Source organism: Serratia rubidaea (genome assembly GCF_016026735.1).
Lineage (GTDB): Bacteria > Pseudomonadota > Gammaproteobacteria > Enterobacterales > Enterobacteriaceae > Serratia_B > Serratia_B rubidaea.
Genome location: NZ_CP065640.1, coordinates 2649477 through 2671935, shown reverse-complemented (window position 1 = coordinate 2671935; position 22459 = coordinate 2649477). Strand labels below are relative to the sequence as shown.

The following is a 22459-nucleotide window of genomic DNA, read 5'->3' as shown; positions in this document are numbered from 1 at the left end:
AGAAAAAGATGGGAAAAACAAAAAAGACACTGATATACATTTCAGTTGTTATTATTTTCTTCCTAATAGTACCGGAGGTTATCCTTCGAACATTAACATCTGAGCAGCTAGCCAGAATTAGTGATTTCACAAGCTTGGGAGGGGTGATTAACCCATTGCTTTCATTGCTTTTTTTCTTGGGTTTCTTGTCCATTATCTTAGCCGCCATCACCATTTCTGTTGTAAAAAAAGTTTATCGAACGCTATCACAAACTGAGAAAGAATGACGCTATCGCCTGCTGAAGTAGTCAAATTCGCAGAACGTCAAATCGCCGCCTGTATTGAGCAGGTTGTGTTGAAACCACGTATTTATTGTGTTGTTTGGCTTGACTAATAGCAGCAGCGATCGGGACTTCTACCCAGACTTACCATCGGGCGATGTAAGTGGTAAAAGGGGAAAGCCCTACCAAGTGGGGCCTTATCATTGTTATATAAACACTTTTAACACAACGAAATCCCCATCTGGGCGTTGATTGTAAAATCATTTTTCATCAGAAAAGTAAAATCTTGACCTTCCCCTAGCGGTAAGGTTTAACCTTATTCTTAATGAAAAGCGATTAGGCGGTCAAGCCTTAATCAATGACGCTCACACGAAGGAGACAAACCATGTCGCACACTACCGTACTTACGCTGCAGGGCCTCACTTGCTCACACTGCGTCGGGCATACGCGTAAAGCTCTGGAAGCCGTTCCCGGCGTTACCGCCGCCGATGTCACCCTTGAGCAGGCAACCATCACCGGCGATGCCGCGCCGCAGGCGCTGATCGGCGCCGTGGAACAGGCCGGCTACCACGCCCAACTGGCCGGGTAAGGCACATCATACCGTTGCCGGTCACCCCACCGGCAACTCACCCGACGGCGGCACTCCCGCCGCCCCGCCTCCTCGTCGTTTCCCTTTGAGATAATTCCATCGTCCGTCGGGCTTTCCCGCGCGGTGCGCAGCGTTTAGCATGGATCACACATTTTACCCATTAGCTTTCAAGTAATGTTGGAATCTGCAGGGATAATCAGGAGCTATGCCGTATGGGTCAACTGTTACGCCGTCTGGCCACCTTTCTTGGCTTATTGTCGCCGGTCGCCTATGCCTACCCGGGCATCGATATTACGCTGCCGGGCGATCGGCAGCTGCATCTGGTCGGCAGCATCCATATGGGAACGGCCAATATGGCGCCGCTGCCCGCCAGGCTGCTCAGCCGTCTGAAGCAGGCTGACGCGCTGATCGTCGAGGCCGATATCACCGGTTCAGCATCGCCGTTCGGCGAGACGCCAGAGCAGCCGTCGCTGGCTGAACGCCTGAGCGACCAGGAGCAGCAGCGTTTACAGACGCTGTGTCAGGAGCTGGGCGCCGATATTACGCAGTTCGACACGCTGCCCGGCTGGCAGATCGCGCTGACCATGCAGGCGCGTCAGGCGCAGCGGCTGGGGCTGCGCGCGGAATATGGCATCGACCACCAGCTGCTGGACGCCGCCCGCAGCCAGCAGAAAAAGGTGATTGAGCTGGAAGGCGCCGATGCACAGCTCAACATGCTGCTGCAGCTGCCCGAAGGCGGTATGGCGCTGCTGCGCGATACGCTGACGCACTGGCACACCAACGCCCGGCTGCTGCAAACCATGATCGGCTGGTGGCTGGACAGCCAGCCCAGCATCGCGCTGGAAACCCTGCCCGCCACCTTCAGCGCCGGGCTGTATGACGTGCTGATGCATCAGCGTAATCTGCAGTGGCAACACCAGTTACAGGCGCTGCCGCCCGGTAATTACGTGGTGGCCGTCGGTGCGCTGCACCTGTACGGCGAAGACAACCTGCCGGAAATGCTGCAAAAAACGCCATAAAAAAATGGCCAATATCGCTATTGGCCAGTCAAAGAGGAATTTCTCATATTCTCGTTATACGCATGCCGCCGCTTGGCGGCTGCGGTAGACAGGGTAGCAACCTGTATAACAACTTGGCAACCGACTTTACTTAGCCTGCATACCATTGCCGGCATGCCGCAATGCGGAGTACAGTTGCCCACGCTGGCTATCACGGTTTAAGGACACCGATTATGACACCCGCAGTGGTACTGCTTGAAAAAAACAAGGTCGCTTTTACGCTCCATCCCTACCATCACGACAGCGATGAAACCAATTTCGGCGATGAGGCGGTAAAAAAACTGGGGCTGAACGCCGACCAGGTATACAAAACGCTGCTGGTGGCGCTGAACGGCGACGCCAAAAAGCTGGCGGTGGCGGTCACGCCGGTCGCCACACAGCTGGATCTGAAAAAGGTCGCCAAGGCGCTGGGGGCGAAAAAAGCGGATATGGCCGACCCGCAGCTGGCGCAGCGCGTCACCGGCTATCTGGTGGGCGGCATCAGCCCGCTGGGGCAAAAGAAACGGCTGCCGACGGTGATCGACAGCCCGGCGCAGCAGTTCGCCACCATTTTCGTTTCCGGCGGCAAACGCGGGCTGGATATTGAACTGGCGGCCAGCGACCTATGCCGCCTGCTGGCCGGCACCTTCGCCGATATCGCCAAACGAGATTAACGCGACGCCAACCTCAGCGGGCGACGCACCCTCGTGCCCGCCCGCACTGCATTACCGATAGACGATCTCACCTTTCGGTTCGAACGCCGCCGCATCCAGCGGCGAGTGCTTCTCGATATACTGCTTCAGCACTTCGGCGTCGATAAAACCGGTATTGACGTAGCTCGGCAGGCCGTCCACCTTCGGATAGCCGTCGCCGCCCAGCGCGTTGAAGTTCAGCGTCGCCATACGGTAGGTTTTATCCGCCTGCAGCGGCTGACCGTTAATCTTCACCGCGCTCACGCCGCTGCCGTCCGCCACCAGGCTGACGTTGGCGAACTGCGCGTAAGCTCCGGAGTCCGGCTTCATATTGGCCACCACCGCCAGATACTTCTCGACCTCACGCCCCGTCATATCGACGTACACCAGCGTATTGCCGAACGGCTGCACCTTGAGCACGCTTTTGTAGGTAATATCGCCGGCTTCGATCGAGTCGCGGACGCCGCCGCCGCTCATCACGGCAAAGTCGGCGTTGGCGCGCTCCATCTGCGCCGCCAGCAGCACGCGCGCCAGATTGGTCTGCATAAAGCGAACCTTGCTGCGGTCCCCTTCCAGCTTGCCGTTGACGCTGCCGATTTTCACCTCCAGCTGCGCCCGGCCCTTATCCTGGAACGGCGTCAGCAGTTTCATCATCGCCGGATCTTCCGCAATCTGCCGGGTGTAGTAAACGCGCTCGCTGCTGCCGTCGGCCTTCTCCACCTTTTTCTTCAGGTTGACCGGGATCAGCTGGTAGTGCTTCAGCGTCAGCTTGCCGTTACGGAACTGGAAATCCGCCCGCCCGACATATTTGCCCCACTCGTGCGCCTGTACGATCCAGGTGCCGTTTTGCCGGTCCGGCGCACAAGGCGTGCCCGGCACATAGTCCACCTGCTTGTGGTTATCGCTCGCCATGCACACCGGATCCTGCGAATGACCGCCGACGATCAGATCGAGATAGCCGGCCGGCAGGCTGCGCGCCATCTCCACATCCCCCGGCGCGTTGGAGCCGTGATTGCCGTTATCGTAATGCCCCATATGGGTGGCGGCGATCACCACGTCCGGCCGCTCATCATGGCGCAGCTGTTCCACCACCTGCCTGGCTTCCTGCGCCGGCACGCGGAATTCAATATCGGTGAAATACTCCGGGTTGCCGATTTTGGCGGTATCGTCGGTCGTCAGGCCGATCACCGCAATCTTGATGCCCTGCCGGTCAAACAGCGCGTAAGGCTTAAATAGCCGCTGTCCGGTGCTTTTCTGATAAATATTGGCGGACAGCAGCGGGAAGGTCGCCCACTTCTCCTGCTGACGCAGCACGCTGAGCGGGTTATCGAACTCGTGGTTGCCGACGGCCATGGCGTCATAGCCGATCAGGTTCATACCGCGGAAATCCGGTTCGGCATCCTGCAGGTCGGACTCCGGCACGCCGGTATTGATATCGCCGCCCGACAGCAGCAGCAGGCTGCCTCCGTTGGCCGCCACTTCCTGACGAATGCCGTCCACCAGCGTTTTTTGCGCGCCAAGGCCGTACTCGCCGTGGTCGTTCTGCCAGAAATGACCATGATGATCGTTGGTATGCAGGATAGTAATGTCGTAAGTCTTATCCTTCTCCCAGGCGCTGGCCAATCCCGGCAGCAGGCTCAGGGAAATCAGCAGCGCTCTGGCGCTGGCTGTTAACGAAAAACGCATGGCGACTCTCCAGATAATCTTAATAGGCAAGTAGTGATAGCGATGGAATTGTAACGTGAATTAATCGCTTACGATTTCAAATAATTGGGATATGCATCAAATTATGTCGCATATGGTAAAAAATAAGCAACCCGCCTAAGATAGGAACCTCTCTCTGTTACTTACCAGGCTAATAATAATATGACCGATCGTAGCGATACCGCAGCGCCGCCGGCCGGAAACAGCGCGGTAAAAGGCACCGCCTTCTCGATTCTCGGCGCCATCAGCGTTTCACACCTGCTCAACGATATGATCCAGTCGCTGATACTGGCGATCTACCCGATCCTACAGGCCGACTTTAATCTCAGCTTCGTGCAGATCGGGATGATCACGCTGACCTATCAACTGACCGCCTCTCTGCTGCAGCCGCTGATCGGCTACTACACCGATAAATACCCGCAGCCTTACTCGCTGCCGATCGGCATGGGCTTTACCCTGTCCGGCCTGCTGCTGCTGTCGGTGGCCAACACCTTCCCGCTGGTGCTGCTGGCCGCCGCGCTGGTGGGCACCGGCTCCTCGGTGTTCCACCCGGAATCATCGCGGGTGGCGCGCATGGCCTCCGGCGGCCGCCACGGTCTGGCGCAGTCGCTGTTTCAGGTCGGCGGCAACTTCGGCAGTTCGCTCGGCCCGCTGCTGGCGGCGCTGATTATCGCCCCGTACGGTAAAGGCAATATCGCCTGGTTTACGCTGGCGGCGCTGCTGGCCATTGTGGTGCTGCTACAGGTCAGCAAGTGGTATCAGCAACAGCATCGCGCGGCGCAAAACCGGCCAAAAACGGCGTCCGCCATCAAACCGCTGCCCAAACGCACCGTGGCGTTTTCTCTGACCATTCTGCTGGTGCTGATTTTTTCCAAATACTTCTATCTCACCAGTATCAGCAGCTATTACACCTTTTATCTGATACATAAGTTCGGTGTTTCGGTGCAAAACGCGCAAATTCATCTGTTTGCCTTCCTGTTCGCCGTCGCCGCCGGCACCATTATCGGCGGGCCTCTCGGCGACAGGTTTGGCCGTAAATATGTTATTTGGGCCTCAATACTGGGCGCAGCGCCGTTTACCCTGGCTTTACCCTATGTATCCCTGGCCTGGACCGGCGTTTTGACGGTGATTATCGGCCTGATTCTCGCCTCCGCCTTCTCCGCCATTCTGGTTTACGCGCAAGAGCTGATCCCCGGCAAAGTAGGCATGGTATCCGGGTTATTCTTCGGTTTTGCTTTCGGCATGGGCGGGTTAGGCGCGGCGGTACTTGGCTATGTCGCCGACTTGACCAGCATCGAGCTGGTTTACAAAATCTGTGCTTTCCTGCCGTTAATCGGCATTATCACCGCCTTACTGCCGAATATGGACGGTAAGGACGGCTAAAGCCCTCCTTTTCCCGGCTGAAAGCGATCGTTCAGCCGGGATTTCCTCATATTCCAAGCTGGTTAAGTCATCAATTCCCCCTAAAATCCCCTGTTCATTCCCTTTCCGGCAAAATTGCGTGCTTTTTTATAACAATGACAAATTTAGCCAAACTATGATTGATTAAATGCAATAAACTAAATGTATCAATACGTAAAAAAACGCCGCCTACTGTAACGCCTATCACCCATCAAGAAGGAGCCTGGATGCATCATTCAACGCCGCTCATCACCACCATTGTCGGAGGCCTGGTACTCGCCTTCCTCCTCGGTATGCTGGCGAACCGCCTGCGCATCTCCCCGCTGGTGGGATACCTTGCCGCAGGCGTGCTCGCCGGCCCGTTTACTCCCGGGTTTGTCGCCGATATCTCCCTGGCGCCGGAGCTGGCGGAAATTGGCGTTATCCTGTTGATGTTCGGCGTTGGCCTCCACTTCTCCCTGAAAGATCTCCTCGCGGTTAAATCCATCGCCATTCCCGGCGCCGTAGCGCAGATTGCCGTCGCCACCCTGCTGGGGATCGGGCTGTCGCGCCTGCTGGGCTGGGATCTGGTCTCCGGCCTGGTGTTCGGCCTGTGCCTGTCGACCGCCAGCACCGTGGTGCTGCTGCGCGCGCTGGAAGAGCGCCAGCTGATCGACAGCCAGCGCGGGCAAATCGCCATCGGCTGGCTGATTGTCGAAGATCTGGCGATGGTGCTGACGCTGGTGCTGCTGCCGGCCTTCGGCAATATGATGGGCAATAACGGTGCCAGCACCGCGCAGCTGTTGAGCGAGCTGACGCTGACCATCGGCAAGGTAATCGCCTTTATCGCGCTGATGATTATCGTCGGCCGCCGGCTGGTGCCGTGGATCCTGGCGAAAACCGCCAGCACCGGCTCGCGCGAGCTGTTTACCCTGGCCGTTCTAGCATTGGCGTTGGGCATCGCCTACGGCGCGGTAAAGCTGTTCGACGTGTCGTTCGCGCTCGGCGCCTTCTTCGCCGGTATGGTGCTGAACGAATCAGAGCTTAGCCACCGCGCCGCCCACGATACCCTGCCGCTGCGCGACGCCTTCGCCGTGCTGTTCTTTGTCTCGGTCGGTATGCTGTTCGACCCGCTGATCCTGATTAACGAACCGCTGGCGGTGCTGGCGACGCTGGCGATCATCGTCTTCGGCAAATCCGTCGCCGCGTTCCTGCTGGTCAGAATGTTCGGCCACTCCAAGCGCACCGCACTGACCATTTCCGCCAGCCTGGCGCAGATTGGCGAATTTGCCTTTATCCTCGCCGGGCTGGGCATCGCGCTCGGCATGATGTCGGAGCACGGCCGCAATCTGGTGCTGGCCGGCGCAATACTGTCGATCATGCTCAATCCGCTGCTGTTTACCCTGCTGGAGCGCTACCTGAGCAAAACGGAAACCATCGAGGAGCAGACGCTGGAAGAAGCGGTGGAGGAAGAGAAACAGATCCCGGTGGATATGTGCAACCACGCGCTGGTGGTCGGCTATGGCCGCGTCGGCAGTCTGCTGGGCAGCAAGCTGCGCGAGGCCGGTATTCCGATGGTTGTCATAGAAAACTCCCGGCCGCGGGTCGAAGCGCTGCGCGAACAGGGAATTAAAACCGTGCTGGGCAACGCGGCCAACGGGGAAATCATGGAGCTGGCGCGGCTGGACTGCGCACGCTGGCTGCTGCTGACCATTCCGAACGGTTATGAAGCCGGTGAGATTGTCGCCTCGGCGCGCAGTAAACGGCCGACGATCGAAATTATCGCCCGCGCGCACTATGACGATGAGGTGACCTATATCACCGAACGCGGCGCCGATCAGGTGGTGATGGGAGAGCGGGAAATCGCCAACAGCATGCTGAATATCCTGCAGCTTGATCGGATCAGCGAGGAAGAAAAAGCCGGCGCCTGCCCGATCTAAGCCTGCACGGGCCGGCATCGCCGGCCCGCAAGGTCAGCCTCAGCGTTCCCAGTACGCCTCTTCCAGGCTGTCTTCCCGCTCCGGCAAACCGCGCGTCAGGCGCGGCGAATGCTGGTTCAGCACCTGATAGCTGACGCGGTTAGCGTATTTACACACCTGCGCAAGCGAGGAGTAGGTCAGATAGCTGCGCACGTGCTTGCTGGAGTTCGGCACATTATTGCGGTGATAACCGTTGGCCGCGATATCATGCAGCAGGGCCGACAGCGCGCCGTCGCCGGCGCCGTTGGTATTCATGATCTTTTCCGGGCCGCCCATATACGGGGCAATATGCGAATAGACGCGGAACGGGTTTTCGCAGCTCTCGCGGCGCATGGCGCGACTGAACTCATAGCGGTTGAATTCGGCGATATGGCCCGGCAGCAGCGGATGCTGCGTCTCGCGCTTGTTGGCCTCTTCGGTGTAACCGGCCATATACAGGCCGTGCGGCCCGGCGGTGCACAGCACCAGATCCACCCACTCCAGCGCCATATCCGACGCGGTCAGCGGATCGCTCAGGCCGGTCAGCTCCTGCGCTTCGTCCTCGTTCATCGCCAAAATTGAAACGTTATCGCGCAGGAAATCGCGCCACCACTGCGGATCGTCGGCAATCACATACTTGGTGCCGAGCGTCAGCACCACCGGCACGTCATACTTTTTGGCGTACTCAATCGCCTGCATGGTCGCCGCCGGCATCGGTTCGCCCGGTTTGCAACGCACCAGATAGGAGGTCAGCACCAGCGCCGAGGCGCCGGCAATCACTGCTTCCGGGATGCTCTCCGGGGTCAGCTGGTTCATCTGGCCGGGGCTGATGGCAAAGGTGCGCTCGCCGCTTTCACTAATCAGCGTAAAGCAGCGGCCGATCGCGCCGTCCACGCCCTGCAGATAGTTGAGGTCGGTACGGCTGGAGGTGTTGCACAGATAGCGGTAGGCGTAACTGCCAATCTTGACGTTGCTGCACATCACGCCCAGCAGCACCGAGCGGTCGTCCGCCAGTACCGAGTAGTTATGCAGGGTGTTGCCGATGGTGCCGCCGGCAAACTGATGAGTAATCAGGTTGTTGTCGCTTAATTCCTGATACAGCGCTTCCGCCACGTCATCTTCAATCACCAGCGAATGCCCCAGACTCAGGCCGTAGCGCTGGACAAACGCGTCATCCACTTTGGCTTCAATATCCACCAGCGTCTGGTCGATACCGACGATATAAGAGGTGCTGACGTCATGCTCCGGCTGAGCCTGCAGCAGCAGCGGATCGCGGGCGCTCACCGGAAAATAGTGTTTGGATTTACGTTTACCAGGAAATTTCATGTGATTGGCGGTTGTGGCAGTTAACAGACGGGAAATGTTAACACATTCCCGCCTGATTGCAGATCAGAACGACTGCGTCACCAGCTGGCGCATCATCTCGATATGGGCCGGATCGTCATTAAGTGCGGAGATGTACTCAAATTTTTCCCCGCCGGCCTGCAGGAAGATTTCCCGGTTCTGCTCTTTAATCTCTTCCAGCGTTTCCAGACAATCCGCCGAGAAGCCGGGACAGATTAACTGAATATGCTTCACGCCCTGCGCCGGCAGTGATTTCAGCGTTTCATCGGTATACGGCGTCAGCCAAGGCTCGCGGCCGAAGCGCGACTGGTAGGTCAGCATAACGCGCTCCGCCGGCAGCGGCAGCGTCGCAGCCAGCGCGCGGCGGGTGTCTTCGCAGCGCTGCGGATAGTCATCCCCGGTCTGTGCGTAGCGCTTGGGAATGCCGTGGAACGACAACACCAGACGGTCCGGTTGGCCATGTTCGGCGAAAGCGCGCTCAACGCTCTGCTGCAGCGCGGCGATATAGGCCGGATGTTCGGCATAGTCGCTGATAAAACGGATCGACGGCAGCCGGCGGTAGCCGCGCAGCACGCGCGCTACGCCGTCCCAGACCGCGGCGCTGGTGGAGCAGGAGTATTGCGGGTACAACGGCAGCACCACCAACTGCGTGACCCCCTGCGCCAGCAGCTTGTCGATGGCGTCGTTCAGGCTCGGCGCGCCGTAGCTCATGCCCAGCTCCACCGGCACCGACGGCATGCTGGCGGCCAGCGCCCGCTGCTGCCGGCGGCTGTACACCAGCAGCGGCGAGCCTTCTTCCATCCAGATCGACTGATACAGCTTGGCGACGCGCGGCGACCGGATCGGCAGGATCGCGCCGTTGAGAATCGGCTTCCAAATCAGCGGCGAGGTATCCACGACGCGCGGGTCGCTGAGGAACTCTTTCAGGTAGCGTTTTACCGCCGCGGACGTCGGGGCTTCCGGCGTGCCTAAATTGACCAGCAACACCCCATGTTTTTCTTGCGTCATTTCAGCGCCTCTCATTGCCGTTACGCTCGGCCTGTCTCGCCGATGCGCTGCGGCCTTGAATAAATAAGGCCGTATTGTAACGGAAAAGCCGATGGCCGAAACCGATATCAGCAACAGGCATTACCGTTCGGCCAGTTGCCACACCGCGGCGACGTTGCGCGCCGTGACTTCGAGGTTGCGCGCCGCGTCCGTCAGCGCCTCCTCCAGCGTCACCACCCGATCCAACACCGAGAACGCCGCGTCGATGCCGTGTTGATGCACCACCTGATAGTCGCGCGTCAGGCTGCCGGCAATGGCAATCACCGGGCGCTGATGGCGCTTGGCGACGCGCGCAACGCCGATCGGCGTTTTACCGTGGATCGACTGGCTGTCGAGCCGCCCTTCGCCGGTGATCACCAGGTCGGCATCCTGCAGCGCCGCCTCCAGCCGCAGCGTTTCCACCACGATCTCAACCCCCGGCCGCAGCTCGGCGTTCAGCATGCCCAGCAGCGCGGCGCCCATGCCGCCCGCCGCGCCGGCGCCGGGCGCGTTAATCACCGCGCGGCCGGTTACCCGCTCCAGCAGTTCGCCATAGTGGCGCAGCGCCCGATCCAACTGTTCCACCATCTGCGGCGTTGCCCCCTTCTGCGGGCCAAACACCGCCGAGGCGCCCTGTGCGCCGCACAGCGGGTTATCCACATCGCAGGCGACGGTGATCGTCACCCGACGCAGACGCGCATCCAGCGCGTCAAGCTCAAGCCGCGCCAGATCCGCCAGCGCCGCGCCGCCGGGCGGCAGCGGCTGCCCCTGCCGATCCAGCAGCTTAACCCCCAGCGCCTGCATCATGCCCGCGCCGCCGTCGTTGGTGGCGCTGCCGCCGATGCCTAAAATAATCGCGCTGACGCCGCGGTCGAGCGCCGCCAGAATCAGCTCCCCGGTGCCGAAACTGGTGGTTATGCGCGGATCGCGACGCTCACCGGCCGCCAGATGCAGGCCCGACGCCGCCGCCATCTCGATCACCGCCGTTTTACCGTCGCCTAGCAACCCGTAAAACGCCTCTACCGGCTGGCCCAGCGGCCCGGTGACGGCAACGTTGACGATTTGCCCGTCCGTCGCGGCCACCATCGCGTCAACGGTGCCTTCGCCGCCGTCGGCCATCGGCAGTTTCACATAGCGGGCATCCGGATAAATCTGGCGGAATCCGCGCTCAATCGCCGTCGCCACCTCCAGCGCGCTCAGGCTCTCCTTGAATGAATCCGGCGCTATCACCACTTTCTTCAGCGTTTTCATCGTCAATTCCTTATCCTGCCAGATTAAATACGCCAAACATCAGCGCGGAAACCGCCGCAATGGTGAAGCCCACCAGCGTTTCATACGGCAACAGCTTCAGGCGTTCATGCACCGACATATTGACGCTGCCGCCGGTGGCGTGGAAAAAGCTGCCGTGCGGCAGATGGTCCAGCACGGTGGCGCCGGCATGAATCATGGCCGCGCCCGCCAGACCGCTGACTCCCAGCTCCAGCAGCGTATTGCTGAAGACGCCGGAGGCGACGGCGGTGCCGGCGGTGGTCGAAGCGGTCGCCATCGACATCAGCGCCCCCGACAGCGGCGCCAGCAGCCAGGCCGGCAGCCCGGTATGCGTCAACGTGTTAATCAATGCGTCCTTCAGCTGCGAGTTGGCGATAATGCCGGCCAGCGTGCCCGTACCCAGCAGCATGATCGCCACCGGCGCCATACGGCTCAGGCCGGACATCATAAACTGATTGCACTGGCGGATGCGCCCCATCAGCAGCGCGCCGGCCAGACCGCCTACCGGCAGGGCGATCAGCGGATCGATGGCAATGCCGGCGATCGGCCGCAGCGACAGCAGCACAATGGCGATCAATGGCGCGCTGAGGGCGGCCCAAAATCCGGGGCGTGCGCCTTCGTTCTGCGCCGTCAATTCTTCCGCCAGTACCATGCTGCCGCGGTTGCTCAGACGTTTGGCCAGCAGATACGCCACCAGCAGCCCGCACAGGCCGGGTACGATGCCCGCCATCATCACCGAGGTCAGCGGCTGATGAAAGTTATCCGCGGCGGCGATGGTGTTCGGGTTCGGCGACATCACGTTGCCGGCCTTACCGCCGCCAATCATCGCCAGCAGGATCGCCACCCGCGAGATCCCGGCCTTATGTGCAATCGACAGCGCGATCGGCGCTACGGTGATCACCGCCACATCGATAAATACGCCGACCGCCGTCAGGATCAGTGTAGCCACCGCCAGCGCCAGCAGCGCGCGGGTTTCCCCGACTTTACGCACGATGGTTTCGGCAATGGTGTGCGCCGCCCCGGATTCGATCAGCACGCCCGCCAGTACGCCGGCCGCCAGAATACGCATCACCGCATTGGTGATGCCCTGCGCGCCGCCGATCATCAGCGTGACGGTTTCGACCAGATCGGCGCCGCCGCACAGCCCGCCGGCCAGAGCGCCGGCAATCATGCCGTATGCGGGTGGAACCTTGCGTAGAATCAAGACGATGGCGACGACTAACGCCACCAGTGCGCCCAAAGTGGATACCGTTGTCATTGTTGTTATTCCCCGTTGTTGGTGTCAGGCCAACATATGCCGCGCCGGGACGGTTAACTTGAGAGGAAACAACAAAAAATCAGCGGTCAAAACGCCGGCGACTTGTGGGTTTACACAATTCACTCGTTGAGCAGCATGCCGATATAGAGCTGCAGCGTCGTCGTCAATGCGTTGATTTTTAAACCGGTAATGGCTTCGATACGCTGCAGGCGATAGCGCAGCGTATTGACGTGAATATGCAGCTGCAGCGCAGTCTGCGTCTGATCACAGTTCCGCGAAAAATATTGCCTCAGGGTGTGGCGCAGCACCCCTTTGTCATCCTGCTCGCTCAGAACGCGCCAGGGTTTGCTCAGCTCCAGCGCGCGCCAGTCCTCACACATGTCGCACAGCAGCGCCGGCAGCGGATAGTCATCATAGAACAGCGACTTGTGGCGCAGCTTCAGCCGCCGCGCCATCGCCTGCGTGGCGCGGGCCGTCAGCCCGGAGCGGAACACCCCCTCTTCGCCGGCAAAATAGCCGCCGACGATCAGCCGCACGGAGAAGCGCTGCTGCAGCCGGGCCTGCAGCGCCTGCGCCTGTTTGCGCTCCAGCTTCTGGCTCCAGGCGCCCTGCAGCCAGCTGGCGGGACGCAGCAGCACCAGCTCGTTAAGGCCGGTCATGGCGATTAGCGTGTCGCGCTGGCTGCTCTCCAGCTCATTGAGCAGTTCACGCAGCAGGTGCGGCTGGCGATCGTGCAGCTCAATAATCCATACGATGCGCGGCTGCAGCAGATCCAGCCCCAGGTAAGCGGCCATCGCCTCCAGCGCCGCCCGGTCTCCCGCCCCCTGCAGCAGCTGATTGGCCAGCTCTTCGCGGTAGCGTTTCTCCCACTGATGCTGGTCAAGCAGCGCCGCCTGTTCGACCATCAGCTCAGCCGCCATTTTGACCAGCTCCGCATAGTTGCGCACCTGCGCCGGATCGCCGGAAATACCGATCACCCCCACCCGCTGGTTGCGAAAACAGAACGGCAGGTTGATGCCCGGCTGCACGCCTTTCAGATGGGCGGCGGTGGCGACGTCAATCTCCACCACCCGGTTCTCCGTCAGCGCCAGCACCGCGCCTTCGTGGCGCTGGAACAGGCGCGAGGCGTCGCCGGAAGCGATAATGACGCCGTTGTTGTCCATCACATTCACCGAGTAGGCAATAATGCCCATCGCGCGCTGGACGATCTGGCGAGCGGTGGATTCTTCCAAGAAATTGGTCGGTCTTAGCATGCGCTTCTTCCTGCAAACTGAAGTGTGGGCTGTTATACGTTATTCGCCGCGGGGAATTAAACATCAGCCCGAGCACAAAGCCAGGCGGATCACATTTCATAAGAAAAAAAGGCAAAAAAAAACGCCGGACATCAGCCGGCGTTATCTATCAACGAAGCGCGATCAGCTCAGGATGGACGCCAGTTCGGCGCTGACTTCGTTAACCTGACGGGTACCATCGATTTTGTGGTACTGGGTATTACCCGCGTCGGCTTCTTTACGGTAGTAAGACACCAGCGGCGCGGTCAGCTGATGGTACTCCACCAGACGTTTGCGCACGGTTTCTTCCTGGTCGTCTTTACGCGTGGTCAGCGCTTCGCCGGTCACGTCGTCTTTACCTTCCACCTGCGGCGGATTGAATTTTACGTGATACACGCGGCCGGACGGCGCGTGCACGCGGCGGCCAACGATGCGATCGACGATCAGTTCGTCCGGCACGTCGAACTCCAGCACGTAATCCACCTTGATGCCGGCTTCTTTCATTGCGTCAGCCTGCGGGATGGTGCGTGGGAAACCGTCCAGCAGGAAGCCGTTACGGCAATCTTCCTGGGCGATGCGCTCTTTCACCAGAGCGATAACCAGCTCATCGGTGACCAGCTTGCCGGCATCCATAATTTCTTTCGCCTGCTTGCCCAGTTCAGTGCCAGCTTTCACAGCTGCGCGCAACATATCACCGGTGGAGATTTGCGGAATGCCAAATTTCTCCATGATGAATTGAGCCTGAGTACCTTTACCAGCGCCCGGAGCGCCCAGCAGAATGATACGCATTGCGTAAATCCCCTTGCTATGTATCCCCTTGTATCCCTGGCCCGCGGCCGGAATCTATCGGGTATAAGTTTTTATATTAAAATTGCGAAAACGCTCAACCATACCATTTTAGCGGGGGGCGGCTCAAGGCGCAGCGGGAAATCGCTTGCGCACAATAAACAGCCAACGGCATAAAAATTAACGGCTTACGCTGGTCGGCAAACCACGCGTCAAGCGCTGGCCAGATTGCCGGAGGCCGTAAAGACAGGGCCGCAGCGCGATGCGCTGCGGCCCTGGAGCGTTAAGGCATAAATCAGAATTATACTGACAGCAGTTTGTTCATCCGACGGATAAACAGGTTCGGATCTTCCAGCGTGCCGCGCTCGGCCAGCAGCGCCTGATCCAGCAGCAGATCGATCCACTCGGCGAATTGTTCGTTATCGCCCACGTCGGATGCGCGTTTCACCAACGCATGTTCCGGATTCAGCTCGAAAATATACTTCACTTCCGGCGCCTGCTGGCCCGCAGCGGCGAACAGTTTCGCCATCTGGGTGCTCATTTCATCCGCATCGGTGGTGACGATCGCTGGCGTATCGGTCAGACGGTGCGTCAGGCGCACGTCCTTCACCCGCTCGCCCAGCAGCGTTTTCACGCGGTCGATAAACGGCTCCAGCTGTTTTTCCGCTTCTTTCTGCTCTTCGGTTTCATCCGCCAGCTTCTCCAGCGCCTCATCCGCCTTGCTGACCGACTGGAATACCTTACCGTCGAACTCGGTCAGGTAGCTCATCATCCACTCGTCGATACGGTCGGACAGCAGCAGCACTTCGATGCCTTTCTTGCGGAACAGCTCCAGATGCGGGCTGCTGTTGGCCGCGGCATAGCTGTCGGCGGTGATGTAGTAGATCTTCTCCTGCCCTTCGCCCATGCGGCTGATGTACTCTTCCAGCGACACGGTCTGCGCCGAGCTGTCGCCGTGGGTCGAGGCAAAACGCAGCAGCTTGGCGACGGCGTCTTTGTTGTTGGCGTCTTCCGCCGGGCCTTCTTTCAGCACCAGACCGAACTGCTGCCAGAACTTCTGGTAGGCTTCGGCATCGTCTTTGGCCAGTTTTTCCAGCATCTGCAGCACGCGTTTGGTCAGCGCGCTGCGCAGGTTCTGGGTCACGCGGCTGTCCTGCAGAATTTCACGCGAGACGTTGAGCGGCAGATCGTTGGAGTCGATCAGACCGCGCACGAAGCGCAGGTAGTTCGGCATAAACTGCTCGGCGTCGTCCATGATAAACACGCGCTGCACGTACAGCTTCAGCCCGTGCTTGTGGTCGCGGTTCCACATATCCCACGGCGCCTGCGCCGGGATATACAGCAGGCTGGTATACTCCTGCTTGCCTTCCACCCGGTTGTGGCTCCAGCTCAGCGGGTCGCTGAAGTCATGGGCGATGTGCTTATAGAACTCTTTGTACTCGTCGTCGGTCACGTCCGACTTGCTGCGGGTCCACAGCGCCTGGGCCTTGTTGACCTTCTCCCAGGTGACGGTGTCGTCTTCTTCGTTTTTGGTTTCAATCTCGACCGGCAGCGCGATGTGATCGGAGTATTTGCCGATCACCGAACGCAGACGCCAGGCGTCCAGGTATTCATCTTCACCTTCGCGCAGGTGCAGGGTGATCTCGGTGCCGCGATCTTCTTTGCTGATATCGGCAATGGTGTAGTCGCCTTCGCCGACCGACTCCCAGAACACGCCTTCATCAGCGGCGGCGCCCGCAGCGCGGGTGCGTACGGTGACTTTATCGGCGACGATAAACGCCGAGTAGAAGCCCACGCCGAACTGACCGATCAGCTGGCTGTCTTTCGCCTGGTCGGAGCCGATGGACTCCAGAAACGCCTTGGTGCCGGATTTGGCGATGGTGCCGAGGTTTTCGATCACCTCGTCGCGGCTCATGCCGATGCCGTTATCTGAGATGGTCAGCGTACGCTTGTCTTTGTCGAAAGACAGTCGAACGCGCAGGTCGCCGTCGCCCGCATAGAGTTCCGGCGCGGACAGCGCGCGGAAACGCAGCTTATCCGCGGCGTCGGAGGCGTTGGAAATCAGCTCGCGCAGAAAAATTTCTTTGTTGGAATACAGCGAATGAATCATCAAATGCAGCAGCTGTTTGACTTCAGACTGAAATCCGCGGGTTTCTTGGCCTTTCATACTCATCGATTACCTCAAAGACAATTGGTACCAAAACGAACGATGAGGATCAGATGGGGATAAGTGCGTGGTTTTTCAAGCGGGTGGAGGGAAGTTTTTATCCTGAAACGGGATGCGCGCGGCATCCCGTGAACGGCAAACGTCAGAATTTGATGGCGTGACGCCCGGCCAGCGAGTGCGACAGCGTAGTGCCGTCGACCATTTCCAGCTCGCCGCCAACCGGCACCCCGTGGGCGATGCGGCTGGCCAGCACGCCGTACTGGCCGCACATTTCCGCGATGTAGTTGGCGGTGGCTTCACCTTCAACCGTCGGGTTGGTCGCCAGGATCACCTCGGCGATCTCCTCCTGCTCAAGCCGCTGCTCCAGCCGGTCGAGGCCGATATCGGCCGGGCCGATGCCGTCCAGCGGCGACAGATGCCCCATCAGCACAAAGTAGCGGCCGGCGAACTGGCCGGTCTGCTCAATGGCATGGATATCCGCCGGGCTCTCCACCACGCAAATCTGGCCGTTTTGCTGACGGCGCGGATTGGCGCAAATGGTGCAGACGTCTTGCTCGGTAAAGGTGCGGCAATCGGCGCAGTGGCCGATTTCCGACATGGCGCGGGTCAACGCCTGCGCCAAACGCATACCGCCGCTGCGATCCCGTTGCAGCAGTTGGAACGCCATACGCTGCGCCGACTTCGGGCCAACGCCCGGCAGGCAGCGCAGCGCTTCCATCAATGACTCCAGCAGCGGACTGGTTTGCATCAGAATGGCATCTTAAAGCCAGGCGGCAATTGCATGCCGCTGGAGACCGAGGCCATTTTCTCTTTCTGCGTTTCTTCGATACGACGCGCGGCGTCATTGAACGCGGCGGCGATCAAGTCTTCCAGCATCTCTTTGTCGTCTTCCATCAGGCTAGGATCGATCTCCACGCGACGGCAGTTGTGCGCCCCGTTAATCGTCACTTTCACCAGGCCAGCGCCGGATTCGCCAGTCACTTCCAATTTGGCGACTTCTTCCTGCATCTGCTGCATTTTTTCCTGCATTTGCTGGGCTTGCTTCATCAGGTTGCCCAGACCGCCTTTACCAAACATAGTCGTCTCTCGTGCAATGGGCCGCGCAGGGTGCGCAGCGATTAAAGGGGGCGAACGCTGTCTTCATCCAGCTCCGCGTCAAAGAAACGACGCAGCGTCTGAATATTGGCGTCCGCAACGATCGACTGGCGCGCCTGCGCCAGTTTTTCTTCATAAATGGCTTGCCGCCATTCCAGCGGAGTACGCTCCGCCGGGTTTTCGTCTTCCACCACCGTCAGCTCAACCGGGCCGCCGTGCAGCTCGCTGAGCGCCTCGCTGAGCGCCTTCTGCGCCGAAGGCGAATTCAGATGGCGCTGCGCCGGCCGCAGGTGAAGACAAATTTTTCCTGGCGCCGGCTGCTCTTTAAAGGCGTTTAACGCCAGCTGCTGCACCAGTTTGGGAATTTTAAGCTGGTCGATCTCCGCCGCCCAGGCGTCGCGTTCGATCGACTCTGCCACCAGTTTAGCCGACAGTTCGGGCGTTTTTTCATGCTCCAGCGCGGTGCGCAGCGCCTTCGGCGTCGCGACCGGTTCGGGCGCGGCTTCCGGTTCGGTTTGCGCACGCCAGCGGTAAGCTTCCGGCTTGGCCGGTTTTTGCTGCACGATCTTTTCCGCCTGACGCTGCTGGCTGCGCTCAGTCACGGAAGCTAATCGCTCCAGCGCTGAGTTTGCCGGCCGCGCTCTTCCTGGCGCCGCCGGCTCACTCTTTTTTGCGGTGGATGCCCCCTGTTGCCGCTGCAACTGGGTGCGCGCTTTCAATAACTGCGCGGTGGCATCCGGTAATGACGTTCCCGCCGCGCGCGGCGGCGGCGCGCTGCTGCCCAACGGCGGCGGCGCATCCTGCATAGGTGGCTGCTGCTGAACCTGCGGCGCCTGTACCGCCGCCGGCGCACTGGCGACCGGCTCCGGAATCAGCGCCTTGGGGTGAAACGCCAGCGCGCGCAGCAGCGTCATTTCGACGCCCATGCGGCGATCCGGCGCGTAGGCCAGCTCTTTACGGCCAATCAGCAGCGTCTGGTAATACAGCTGTACGTCGGTCGGCGGCAGCGTGCGGGCCAGCTCGCGCAGCCGCTGCTCGATCGCCGCGTACTGGTTATCCAGCACCGACGGCAGCAGCTGCACCATGGCGATGCGGTGCAGCAGCGCCAGGGTCTCCACCAGCAGGTTTTCCCAGTCGACGCCGCGCGAAGCGGCCTGCGCCACCTGCGCCATCACTTTTTCACCGTCGCCGGTCACCAGCGCCTCAAGGATCGCCAGCGGCTGTTCGTCGTCCAGCGTGCCGAGCATCTGGCTGACGGTGGCGGCGGTAACCTGTCCCTGGCCCATGGCGATCGCCTGATCGGTCAGGCTCAGGGCATCGCGCATGCTGCCGTCGGCGGCGCGCGCCAGCAGCTGCAGCGCGCGCGCGTCGCTGGTGATGCTCTCGGCCTGCAGCACCATCTCCAGCTGGAGGCGGATCTGTTCGACGTCCAGGGCTTTCAGATGGAATTGCAGGCAGCGCGACAGAATGGTCACCGGCAATTTTTGCGGATCGGTGGTCGCCAGCAGGAATTTGACGTGCTCCGGCGGCTCTTCCAGCGTTTTCAGCAGCGCATTGAAGCTGTGACGCGACAGCATATGCACTTCATCGATCAGATAGACCTTGAAGCGGCCGCGCGCCGGCGCGTACTGGACGTTATCCAGCAGATCGCGGGTGTCCTCCACCTTGGTGCGCGAGGCGGCGTCGATTTCAATCAGGTCGACAAAACGCCCCTGCTCAATCTCGCGGCAGTTATCGCATTGGCCGCACGGCGTGGCGGTGATGCCGGTTTCACAGTTCAGGCCTTTGGCCAGCAGGCGGGCGATGGTGGTTTTACCCACGCCGCGCGTGCCTGAGAACAGATAGGCGTGATGAATCCGCCCCAGCGAGAGGCCGTTAGCCAGCGCCGTCAGGACATGCTCTTGTCCGACAACATCTGCAAACGTTTGAGGGCGCCACTTACGGGCGAGAACCTGATAGCTCATTAATACCGGAGAAGTCGAGTAATCTGGAGGGTCATGCTAACACAGCCCCGCGTCAATCCGCGAGGCCGATATACGCATTGCATCGTCAGACCGCCGCGCGTAAGCCTACGACGGCGGGCAACATGCCGGGCGGGCAACCGCCGTCAATCAGTGGCCGGCGAAGTTCACCAGGCTGTAGCAGTCGATGCCCAGCGTATTCAGCCGCGCTTCGCCGCCGAGGTCCGGCAGGTTGATGATGAATGCCGCGTCTTTGACTTCGCCGCCCAGGCGGCGGATCAGCTTGGCGGTGGCCTCGATGGTGCCGCCGGTCGCCAGCAGATCGTCCACCACCAGCACGACGTCGCCGGCTTCGATGGCGTCGGTGTGGATTTCCAGCTGGTCGGTGCCGTACTCCAGCTCATAGCTTTCGCTCAGCGTCGCACGCGGCAGCTTGCCCGGTTTACGCACCGGCACAAAGCCCACGCCCAAGGCCAGCGCCACCGGCGCGCCGAACAGGAAACCACGCGCTTCGGTACCAACCACTTTGGTGATGCCTGCATCGCGATAACGCTCAACCAGCAGTTCGATGCTGGAAGCATAAGCCAGTGGGTTCTCCAACAGGCTGGTGACGTCACGGAACAGTATGCCCGGCTTCGGGTAATCCGGAATGGTTTTGATACTGTCTTTAATAAACTGAAGCTGCTGCGCAGTAGCGGTCATAATTATTGCCTGATAAAACTGCTTAAAACTGGAACGCGGGACGCCTGAAATCCGGGGCGCCTCGAAGGGAGGATGCCCTGAAAAAAGGATAATAAGGAGGTAACCCGCGCACGAAAACGCTCAAATTTATGCAAACTGGCGCACAAATGCAACCGTCCCTTACTTTTGGCCGGCCGACGCCCGTCAATTCTGTCTATCATAAACGGCGTTCAGCGCCGCTTTTCTTGTGGCAGATCAACAACCGGCAGACGCCACATAAAAATCAGCAGCGCGAGCAGCATCAGCAACAGCATCACGCGCAGCCAGACGATCTTCACCAGCCAGATCGACACGGCGAAGGTCAGCGTGCTCAGCAGCATCGCCTTCCATTTGGCGCCGGGCGGCAGCGCCTTATGCTGCTGCCAGTGGCGCAGATAGCCGCCGCACCATGAGCGATACAGCAGCCAGTGGTGAAACCGCGGCGAAGAGCGCGCGAAACACCAGGCTGCCAGCAGCAGGAACGGCGTCGTCGGCATCAGCGGCAGCACCACGCCGAGCGTCGCCAGCACCACCGCCAGCCAGCCCACTCCGATCAACAGCCAACGCGCCATCGTTTTTCCTCTTCGCCATGCAGACCCCCACTTTACCACCGCACCAGGCCGGCGCGGTAACATTCCCCTCCAGCCGCCGCTTTCAGGTAGTATACCGGTTAGACCGATAACGCCCGTTAGGACACACCACCGTGAGCACACACCGACTGATACAGGTTCTGGAACAGCAGATCGCCCAACTGGCCGGCGAGGTTTCGCCGCACGGCGACGCACCGATCCCGCAGGCCCGCTTCGACAGCGCGCTGTTCAGCCATCAGGGCACGCGGCTGCGCGACTATCTGGCGCAGATCCAACACAACTTTGCCCAGTTGAAAGATGCGGTCAACGACAACCGTACGCCGCAGGTGGCGTTTCTGGCGGAAAAGCTGGTGGCGCAAATCGCCGCGCTGCAGCGTGAACTGGCCACGCAGGCGCTGCGGCGCAAAAACCAACCCCGGGCGCCGAAAGAGGAAGATCTGTACCACAAGCTGGCGGAGCACCAGGATTACGAGCGCCGCCTGATCGCCATGATTCAGGATCGGGAAAGTTTACTCGGCGCGCAGAGCACGCTGGCGGCGCAACGCAAGCTGCAGCAGGAAGTGGCGGCGCTGGAGGGACGCCTGATGCGTTGCCGGCAGGCGCTGGCGCGCATTGAGCGCGGCATCGAGCGTAAAGAAAACGGTTTTTGAATATTTGTCACAATATTTGAAGGAAAATGCCCGGCGCCGCGCGACCTTCACTATACTCAGTGCTGGTTAGCGGGCCGCTTCCCGCTATTTTCCGACCGATTAGGCGCTAGCGTGCCGGATAAACTTACTCATTGAATTAAACGTTGGATTTATGTCCCTAGAAAATGCTTCACCGGAACTGCAGCTGGCGGTAGACCTGATTTACCTGCTGGAGTGTAACGAGATCGATCCAGCCACCGCGCTGGCGGCGCTGGATATTGTCAAACGGGACTATCAGGAAAAACTGCAGCGCGCCGGCGTCACCTCGCCCTATCTGCCGGAAAGCTGAGTCGCCGCTTAAAACGTCAGTACTTTATCTGCGGCCAGCGTCCACTGCGCCAGTTCCACCAGCGTGCCGATCTCCACGCCGTCGGTCAGCGTCAGGCGGCTGACGCCGCGCGCATCCGCGCAGGTCTTGCACAGCCTGATCGGCACCTGCTGCGCCGTCAGAATTTCCAGCATCTGCTGTAAATGGTAGCCTTCATGCGGCTGCTGCCCGGCAATGCCGGCCACCACCGCATCAGACATCAGAAAAATTTTCAGTTCCAGCGCGCTCTGCTGCTCTTTCAGCGCGATCGCCAGACGCAGCGCGTTAAACAGGGATTCCTGGCCATAGGCCGCGCCGCTGGCGACTAATACGATAGATGACATCACTGCCCCCTT

The 22459-nt window shown here is 60.1% G+C and carries 21 protein-coding genes, 1 pseudogene and 1 other annotated feature; of the genes and pseudogenes, 8 read left to right on the top strand and 14 right to left on the bottom strand.

Annotated features, from left to right (window positions below; all coding sequences use genetic code 11):
* Positions 1-8: 8 nt before the first annotated feature.
* The 4 genes and pseudogenes from I6G83_RS12425 (at position 9) to ybaK (ending at position 2560) form a co-directional block, all read left to right on the top strand.
* Complete coding sequence (locus I6G83_RS12425; RefSeq protein WP_054305465.1) at positions 9-266, top strand: hypothetical protein; 258 nt, start codon at positions 9-11, stop codon at positions 264-266.
* A 379-nt stretch (positions 267-645) separates the two neighbouring features.
* Positions 646-846 (top strand): annotated as a pseudogene (locus I6G83_RS12420) (cation transporter); the annotation flags it as partial.
* A gap of 215 nt (positions 847-1061) precedes the next feature.
* On the top strand, positions 1062-1868 hold the full coding sequence (locus I6G83_RS12415; RefSeq protein WP_054305407.1) for a TraB/GumN family protein: 807 nt from the start codon (positions 1062-1064) through the stop codon (positions 1866-1868).
* A gap of 212 nt (positions 1869-2080) precedes the next feature.
* A complete protein-coding gene (gene ybaK, locus I6G83_RS12410) occupies positions 2081-2560 on the top strand; it encodes a Cys-tRNA(Pro)/Cys-tRNA(Cys) deacylase YbaK (protein WP_015671248.1) in 480 nt (159 codons plus the stop codon).
* Positions 2561-2611: 51 nt separating this feature from the next.
* On the opposite strand, the gene ushA is transcribed toward ybaK, so the two are convergent.
* Positions 2612-4264, bottom strand: a complete 1653-nt coding sequence (gene ushA / locus I6G83_RS12405; protein ID WP_054305408.1) for a bifunctional UDP-sugar hydrolase/5'-nucleotidase UshA — start codon at positions 4262-4264, stop codon at positions 2612-2614.
* Positions 4265-4444: 180 nt separating this feature from the next.
* Between ushA and I6G83_RS12400 the strand changes: the two genes are divergently transcribed.
* Both I6G83_RS12400 and ybaL read left to right on the top strand, forming a co-directional pair.
* Positions 4445-5665: an MFS transporter gene (locus tag I6G83_RS12400; protein WP_015671246.1), complete on the top strand. Its 1221-nt coding sequence runs from the start codon at positions 4445-4447 to the stop codon at positions 5663-5665.
* A 245-nt stretch (positions 5666-5910) separates the two neighbouring features.
* Positions 5911-7602, top strand: coding sequence for a YbaL family putative K(+) efflux transporter (gene ybaL / locus I6G83_RS12395; protein ID WP_054305409.1), 1692 nt, complete (start codon positions 5911-5913; stop codon positions 7600-7602).
* A gap of 39 nt (positions 7603-7641) precedes the next feature.
* Here the strand turns inward: ybaL and I6G83_RS12390 are convergent, their stop codons facing one another.
* The 12 genes from I6G83_RS12390 to I6G83_RS12335 all read right to left on the bottom strand — a co-directional run bounded on the left by I6G83_RS12390 (position 7642) and on the right by I6G83_RS12335 (position 21089).
* A complete protein-coding gene (locus I6G83_RS12390) occupies positions 7642-8946 on the bottom strand; it encodes an inosine/guanosine kinase (RefSeq protein WP_054305410.1) in 1305 nt (434 codons plus the stop codon).
* Positions 8947-9009: 63 nt separating this feature from the next.
* Positions 9010-9972, bottom strand: a complete 963-nt coding sequence (hemH, locus tag I6G83_RS12385; protein ID WP_054305411.1) for a ferrochelatase — start codon at positions 9970-9972, stop codon at positions 9010-9012.
* A gap of 120 nt (positions 9973-10092) precedes the next feature.
* Positions 10093-11241, bottom strand: a complete 1149-nt coding sequence (locus I6G83_RS12380; protein ID WP_054305412.1) for a glycerate kinase — start codon at positions 11239-11241, stop codon at positions 10093-10095.
* Positions 11242-11251: 10 nt separating this feature from the next.
* Entirely contained in the window at positions 11252-12517 is a 1266-nt protein-coding gene (locus tag I6G83_RS12375; RefSeq protein ID WP_054305413.1) for a GntP family permease, read from the bottom strand.
* Positions 12518-12636: 119 nt separating this feature from the next.
* On the bottom strand, positions 12637-13770 hold the full coding sequence (locus I6G83_RS12370; protein WP_054305414.1) for a sugar diacid recognition domain-containing protein: 1134 nt from the start codon (positions 13768-13770) through the stop codon (positions 12637-12639).
* A 162-nt stretch (positions 13771-13932) separates the two neighbouring features.
* The gene (adk, locus tag I6G83_RS12365) at positions 13933-14577 is read right to left on the bottom strand and encodes an adenylate kinase (protein WP_015671239.1); all 645 of its coding nucleotides are present in this window, start codon (positions 14575-14577) and stop codon (positions 13933-13935) included.
* 298 nt (positions 14578-14875) lie between these two features.
* Entirely contained in the window at positions 14876-16741 is a 1866-nt protein-coding gene (gene htpG / locus I6G83_RS12360; RefSeq protein ID WP_041411723.1) for a molecular chaperone HtpG, read from the bottom strand.
* 142 nt (positions 16742-16883) lie between these two features.
* On the bottom strand, positions 16884-17489 hold the full coding sequence (recR, locus tag I6G83_RS12355; protein ID WP_015671237.1) for a recombination mediator RecR: 606 nt from the start codon (positions 17487-17489) through the stop codon (positions 16884-16886).
* On the bottom strand, positions 17489-17818 hold the full coding sequence (locus I6G83_RS12350) for a YbaB/EbfC family nucleoid-associated protein (protein WP_004940264.1): 330 nt from the start codon (positions 17816-17818) through the stop codon (positions 17489-17491). The genes recR and I6G83_RS12350 overlap by 1 nt, the downstream gene beginning before the upstream one ends.
* Positions 17819-17859: 41 nt before the next feature.
* Positions 17860-19800, bottom strand: a complete 1941-nt coding sequence (gene dnaX, locus I6G83_RS12345; protein ID WP_054305415.1) for a DNA polymerase III subunit gamma/tau — start codon at positions 19798-19800, stop codon at positions 17860-17862.
* Positions 18463-18527: a sequence feature (DnaX frameshifting element), on the bottom strand. (Overlaps the previous gene by 65 nt.)
* A 147-nt stretch (positions 19801-19947) precedes the next feature.
* Positions 19948-20499, bottom strand: coding sequence for an adenine phosphoribosyltransferase (apt, locus tag I6G83_RS12340; RefSeq protein ID WP_015671235.1), 552 nt, complete (start codon positions 20497-20499; stop codon positions 19948-19950).
* A 209-nt stretch (positions 20500-20708) separates the two neighbouring features.
* Positions 20709-21089, bottom strand: coding sequence for a DUF454 family protein (locus I6G83_RS12335; RefSeq protein WP_054305416.1), 381 nt, complete (start codon positions 21087-21089; stop codon positions 20709-20711).
* A 131-nt stretch (positions 21090-21220) separates the two neighbouring features.
* On the opposite strand from I6G83_RS12335, the gene priC reads away from it, so the two are divergent.
* Both priC and rsmS read left to right on the top strand, forming a co-directional pair.
* On the top strand, positions 21221-21757 hold the full coding sequence (gene priC / locus I6G83_RS12330) for a primosomal replication protein PriC (protein ID WP_015671233.1): 537 nt from the start codon (positions 21221-21223) through the stop codon (positions 21755-21757).
* A 151-nt stretch (positions 21758-21908) separates the two neighbouring features.
* On the top strand, positions 21909-22085 hold the full coding sequence (gene rsmS / locus I6G83_RS12325; protein WP_015671232.1) for a pleiotropic regulatory protein RsmS: 177 nt from the start codon (positions 21909-21911) through the stop codon (positions 22083-22085).
* 8 nt (positions 22086-22093) lie between these two features.
* On the opposite strand, the gene I6G83_RS12320 is transcribed toward rsmS, so the two are convergent.
* On the bottom strand, positions 22094-22447 hold the full coding sequence (locus I6G83_RS12320) for a DsrE/DsrF/TusD sulfur relay family protein (protein WP_015671231.1): 354 nt from the start codon (positions 22445-22447) through the stop codon (positions 22094-22096).
* Positions 22448-22459: the final 12 nt, after the last annotated feature.

Bases quoted from the DNA above. Each gene is read 5' to 3' on its own strand.
- I6G83_RS12370 (WP_054305414.1), bottom strand. From the start codon at position 13,770: ATGCTAAGACCGACCAATTTCTTGGAAGAATCCACCGCTCGCCAGATC.
- I6G83_RS12375 (WP_054305413.1), bottom strand. From the start codon at position 12,517: ATGACAACGGTATCCACTTTGGGCGCACTGGTGGCGTTAGTCGTCGCC.
- ybaL (WP_054305409.1), top strand. From the start codon at position 5,911: ATGCATCATTCAACGCCGCTCATCACCACCATTGTCGGAGGCCTGGTA.
- htpG (WP_041411723.1), bottom strand. From the start codon at position 16,741: ATGAAAGGCCAAGAAACCCGCGGATTTCAGTCTGAAGTCAAACAGCTG.
- adk (WP_015671239.1), bottom strand. From the start codon at position 14,577: ATGCGTATCATTCTGCTGGGCGCTCCGGGCGCTGGTAAAGGTACTCAG.
- I6G83_RS12400 (WP_015671246.1), top strand. From the start codon at position 4,445: ATGACCGATCGTAGCGATACCGCAGCGCCGCCGGCCGGAAACAGCGCG.
- apt (WP_015671235.1), bottom strand. From the start codon at position 20,499: ATGACCGCTACTGCGCAGCAGCTTCAGTTTATTAAAGACAGTATCAAA.
- I6G83_RS12415 (WP_054305407.1), top strand. From the start codon at position 1,062: ATGGGTCAACTGTTACGCCGTCTGGCCACCTTTCTTGGCTTATTGTCG.
- dnaX (WP_054305415.1), bottom strand. From the start codon at position 19,800: ATGAGCTATCAGGTTCTCGCCCGTAAGTGGCGCCCTCAAACGTTTGCA.
- I6G83_RS12390 (WP_054305410.1), bottom strand. From the start codon at position 8,946: ATGAAATTTCCTGGTAAACGTAAATCCAAACACTATTTTCCGGTGAGC.
- I6G83_RS12380 (WP_054305412.1), bottom strand. From the start codon at position 11,241: ATGAAAACGCTGAAGAAAGTGGTGATAGCGCCGGATTCATTCAAGGAG.
- rsmS (WP_015671232.1), top strand. From the start codon at position 21,909: ATGTCCCTAGAAAATGCTTCACCGGAACTGCAGCTGGCGGTAGACCTG.
- I6G83_RS12320 (WP_015671231.1), bottom strand. From the start codon at position 22,447: ATGTCATCTATCGTATTAGTCGCCAGCGGCGCGGCCTATGGCCAGGAA.
- I6G83_RS12350 (WP_004940264.1), bottom strand. From the start codon at position 17,818: ATGTTTGGTAAAGGCGGTCTGGGCAACCTGATGAAGCAAGCCCAGCAA.
- hemH (WP_054305411.1), bottom strand. From the start codon at position 9,972: ATGACGCAAGAAAAACATGGGGTGTTGCTGGTCAATTTAGGCACGCCG.
- recR (WP_015671237.1), bottom strand. From the start codon at position 17,489: ATGCAAACCAGTCCGCTGCTGGAGTCATTGATGGAAGCGCTGCGCTGC.
- I6G83_RS12335 (WP_054305416.1), bottom strand. From the start codon at position 21,089: ATGGCGCGTTGGCTGTTGATCGGAGTGGGCTGGCTGGCGGTGGTGCTG.
- ybaK (WP_015671248.1), top strand. From the start codon at position 2,081: ATGACACCCGCAGTGGTACTGCTTGAAAAAAACAAGGTCGCTTTTACG.
- ushA (WP_054305408.1), bottom strand. From the start codon at position 4,264: ATGCGTTTTTCGTTAACAGCCAGCGCCAGAGCGCTGCTGATTTCCCTG.
- I6G83_RS12425 (WP_054305465.1), top strand. From the start codon at position 9: ATGGGAAAAACAAAAAAGACACTGATATACATTTCAGTTGTTATTATT.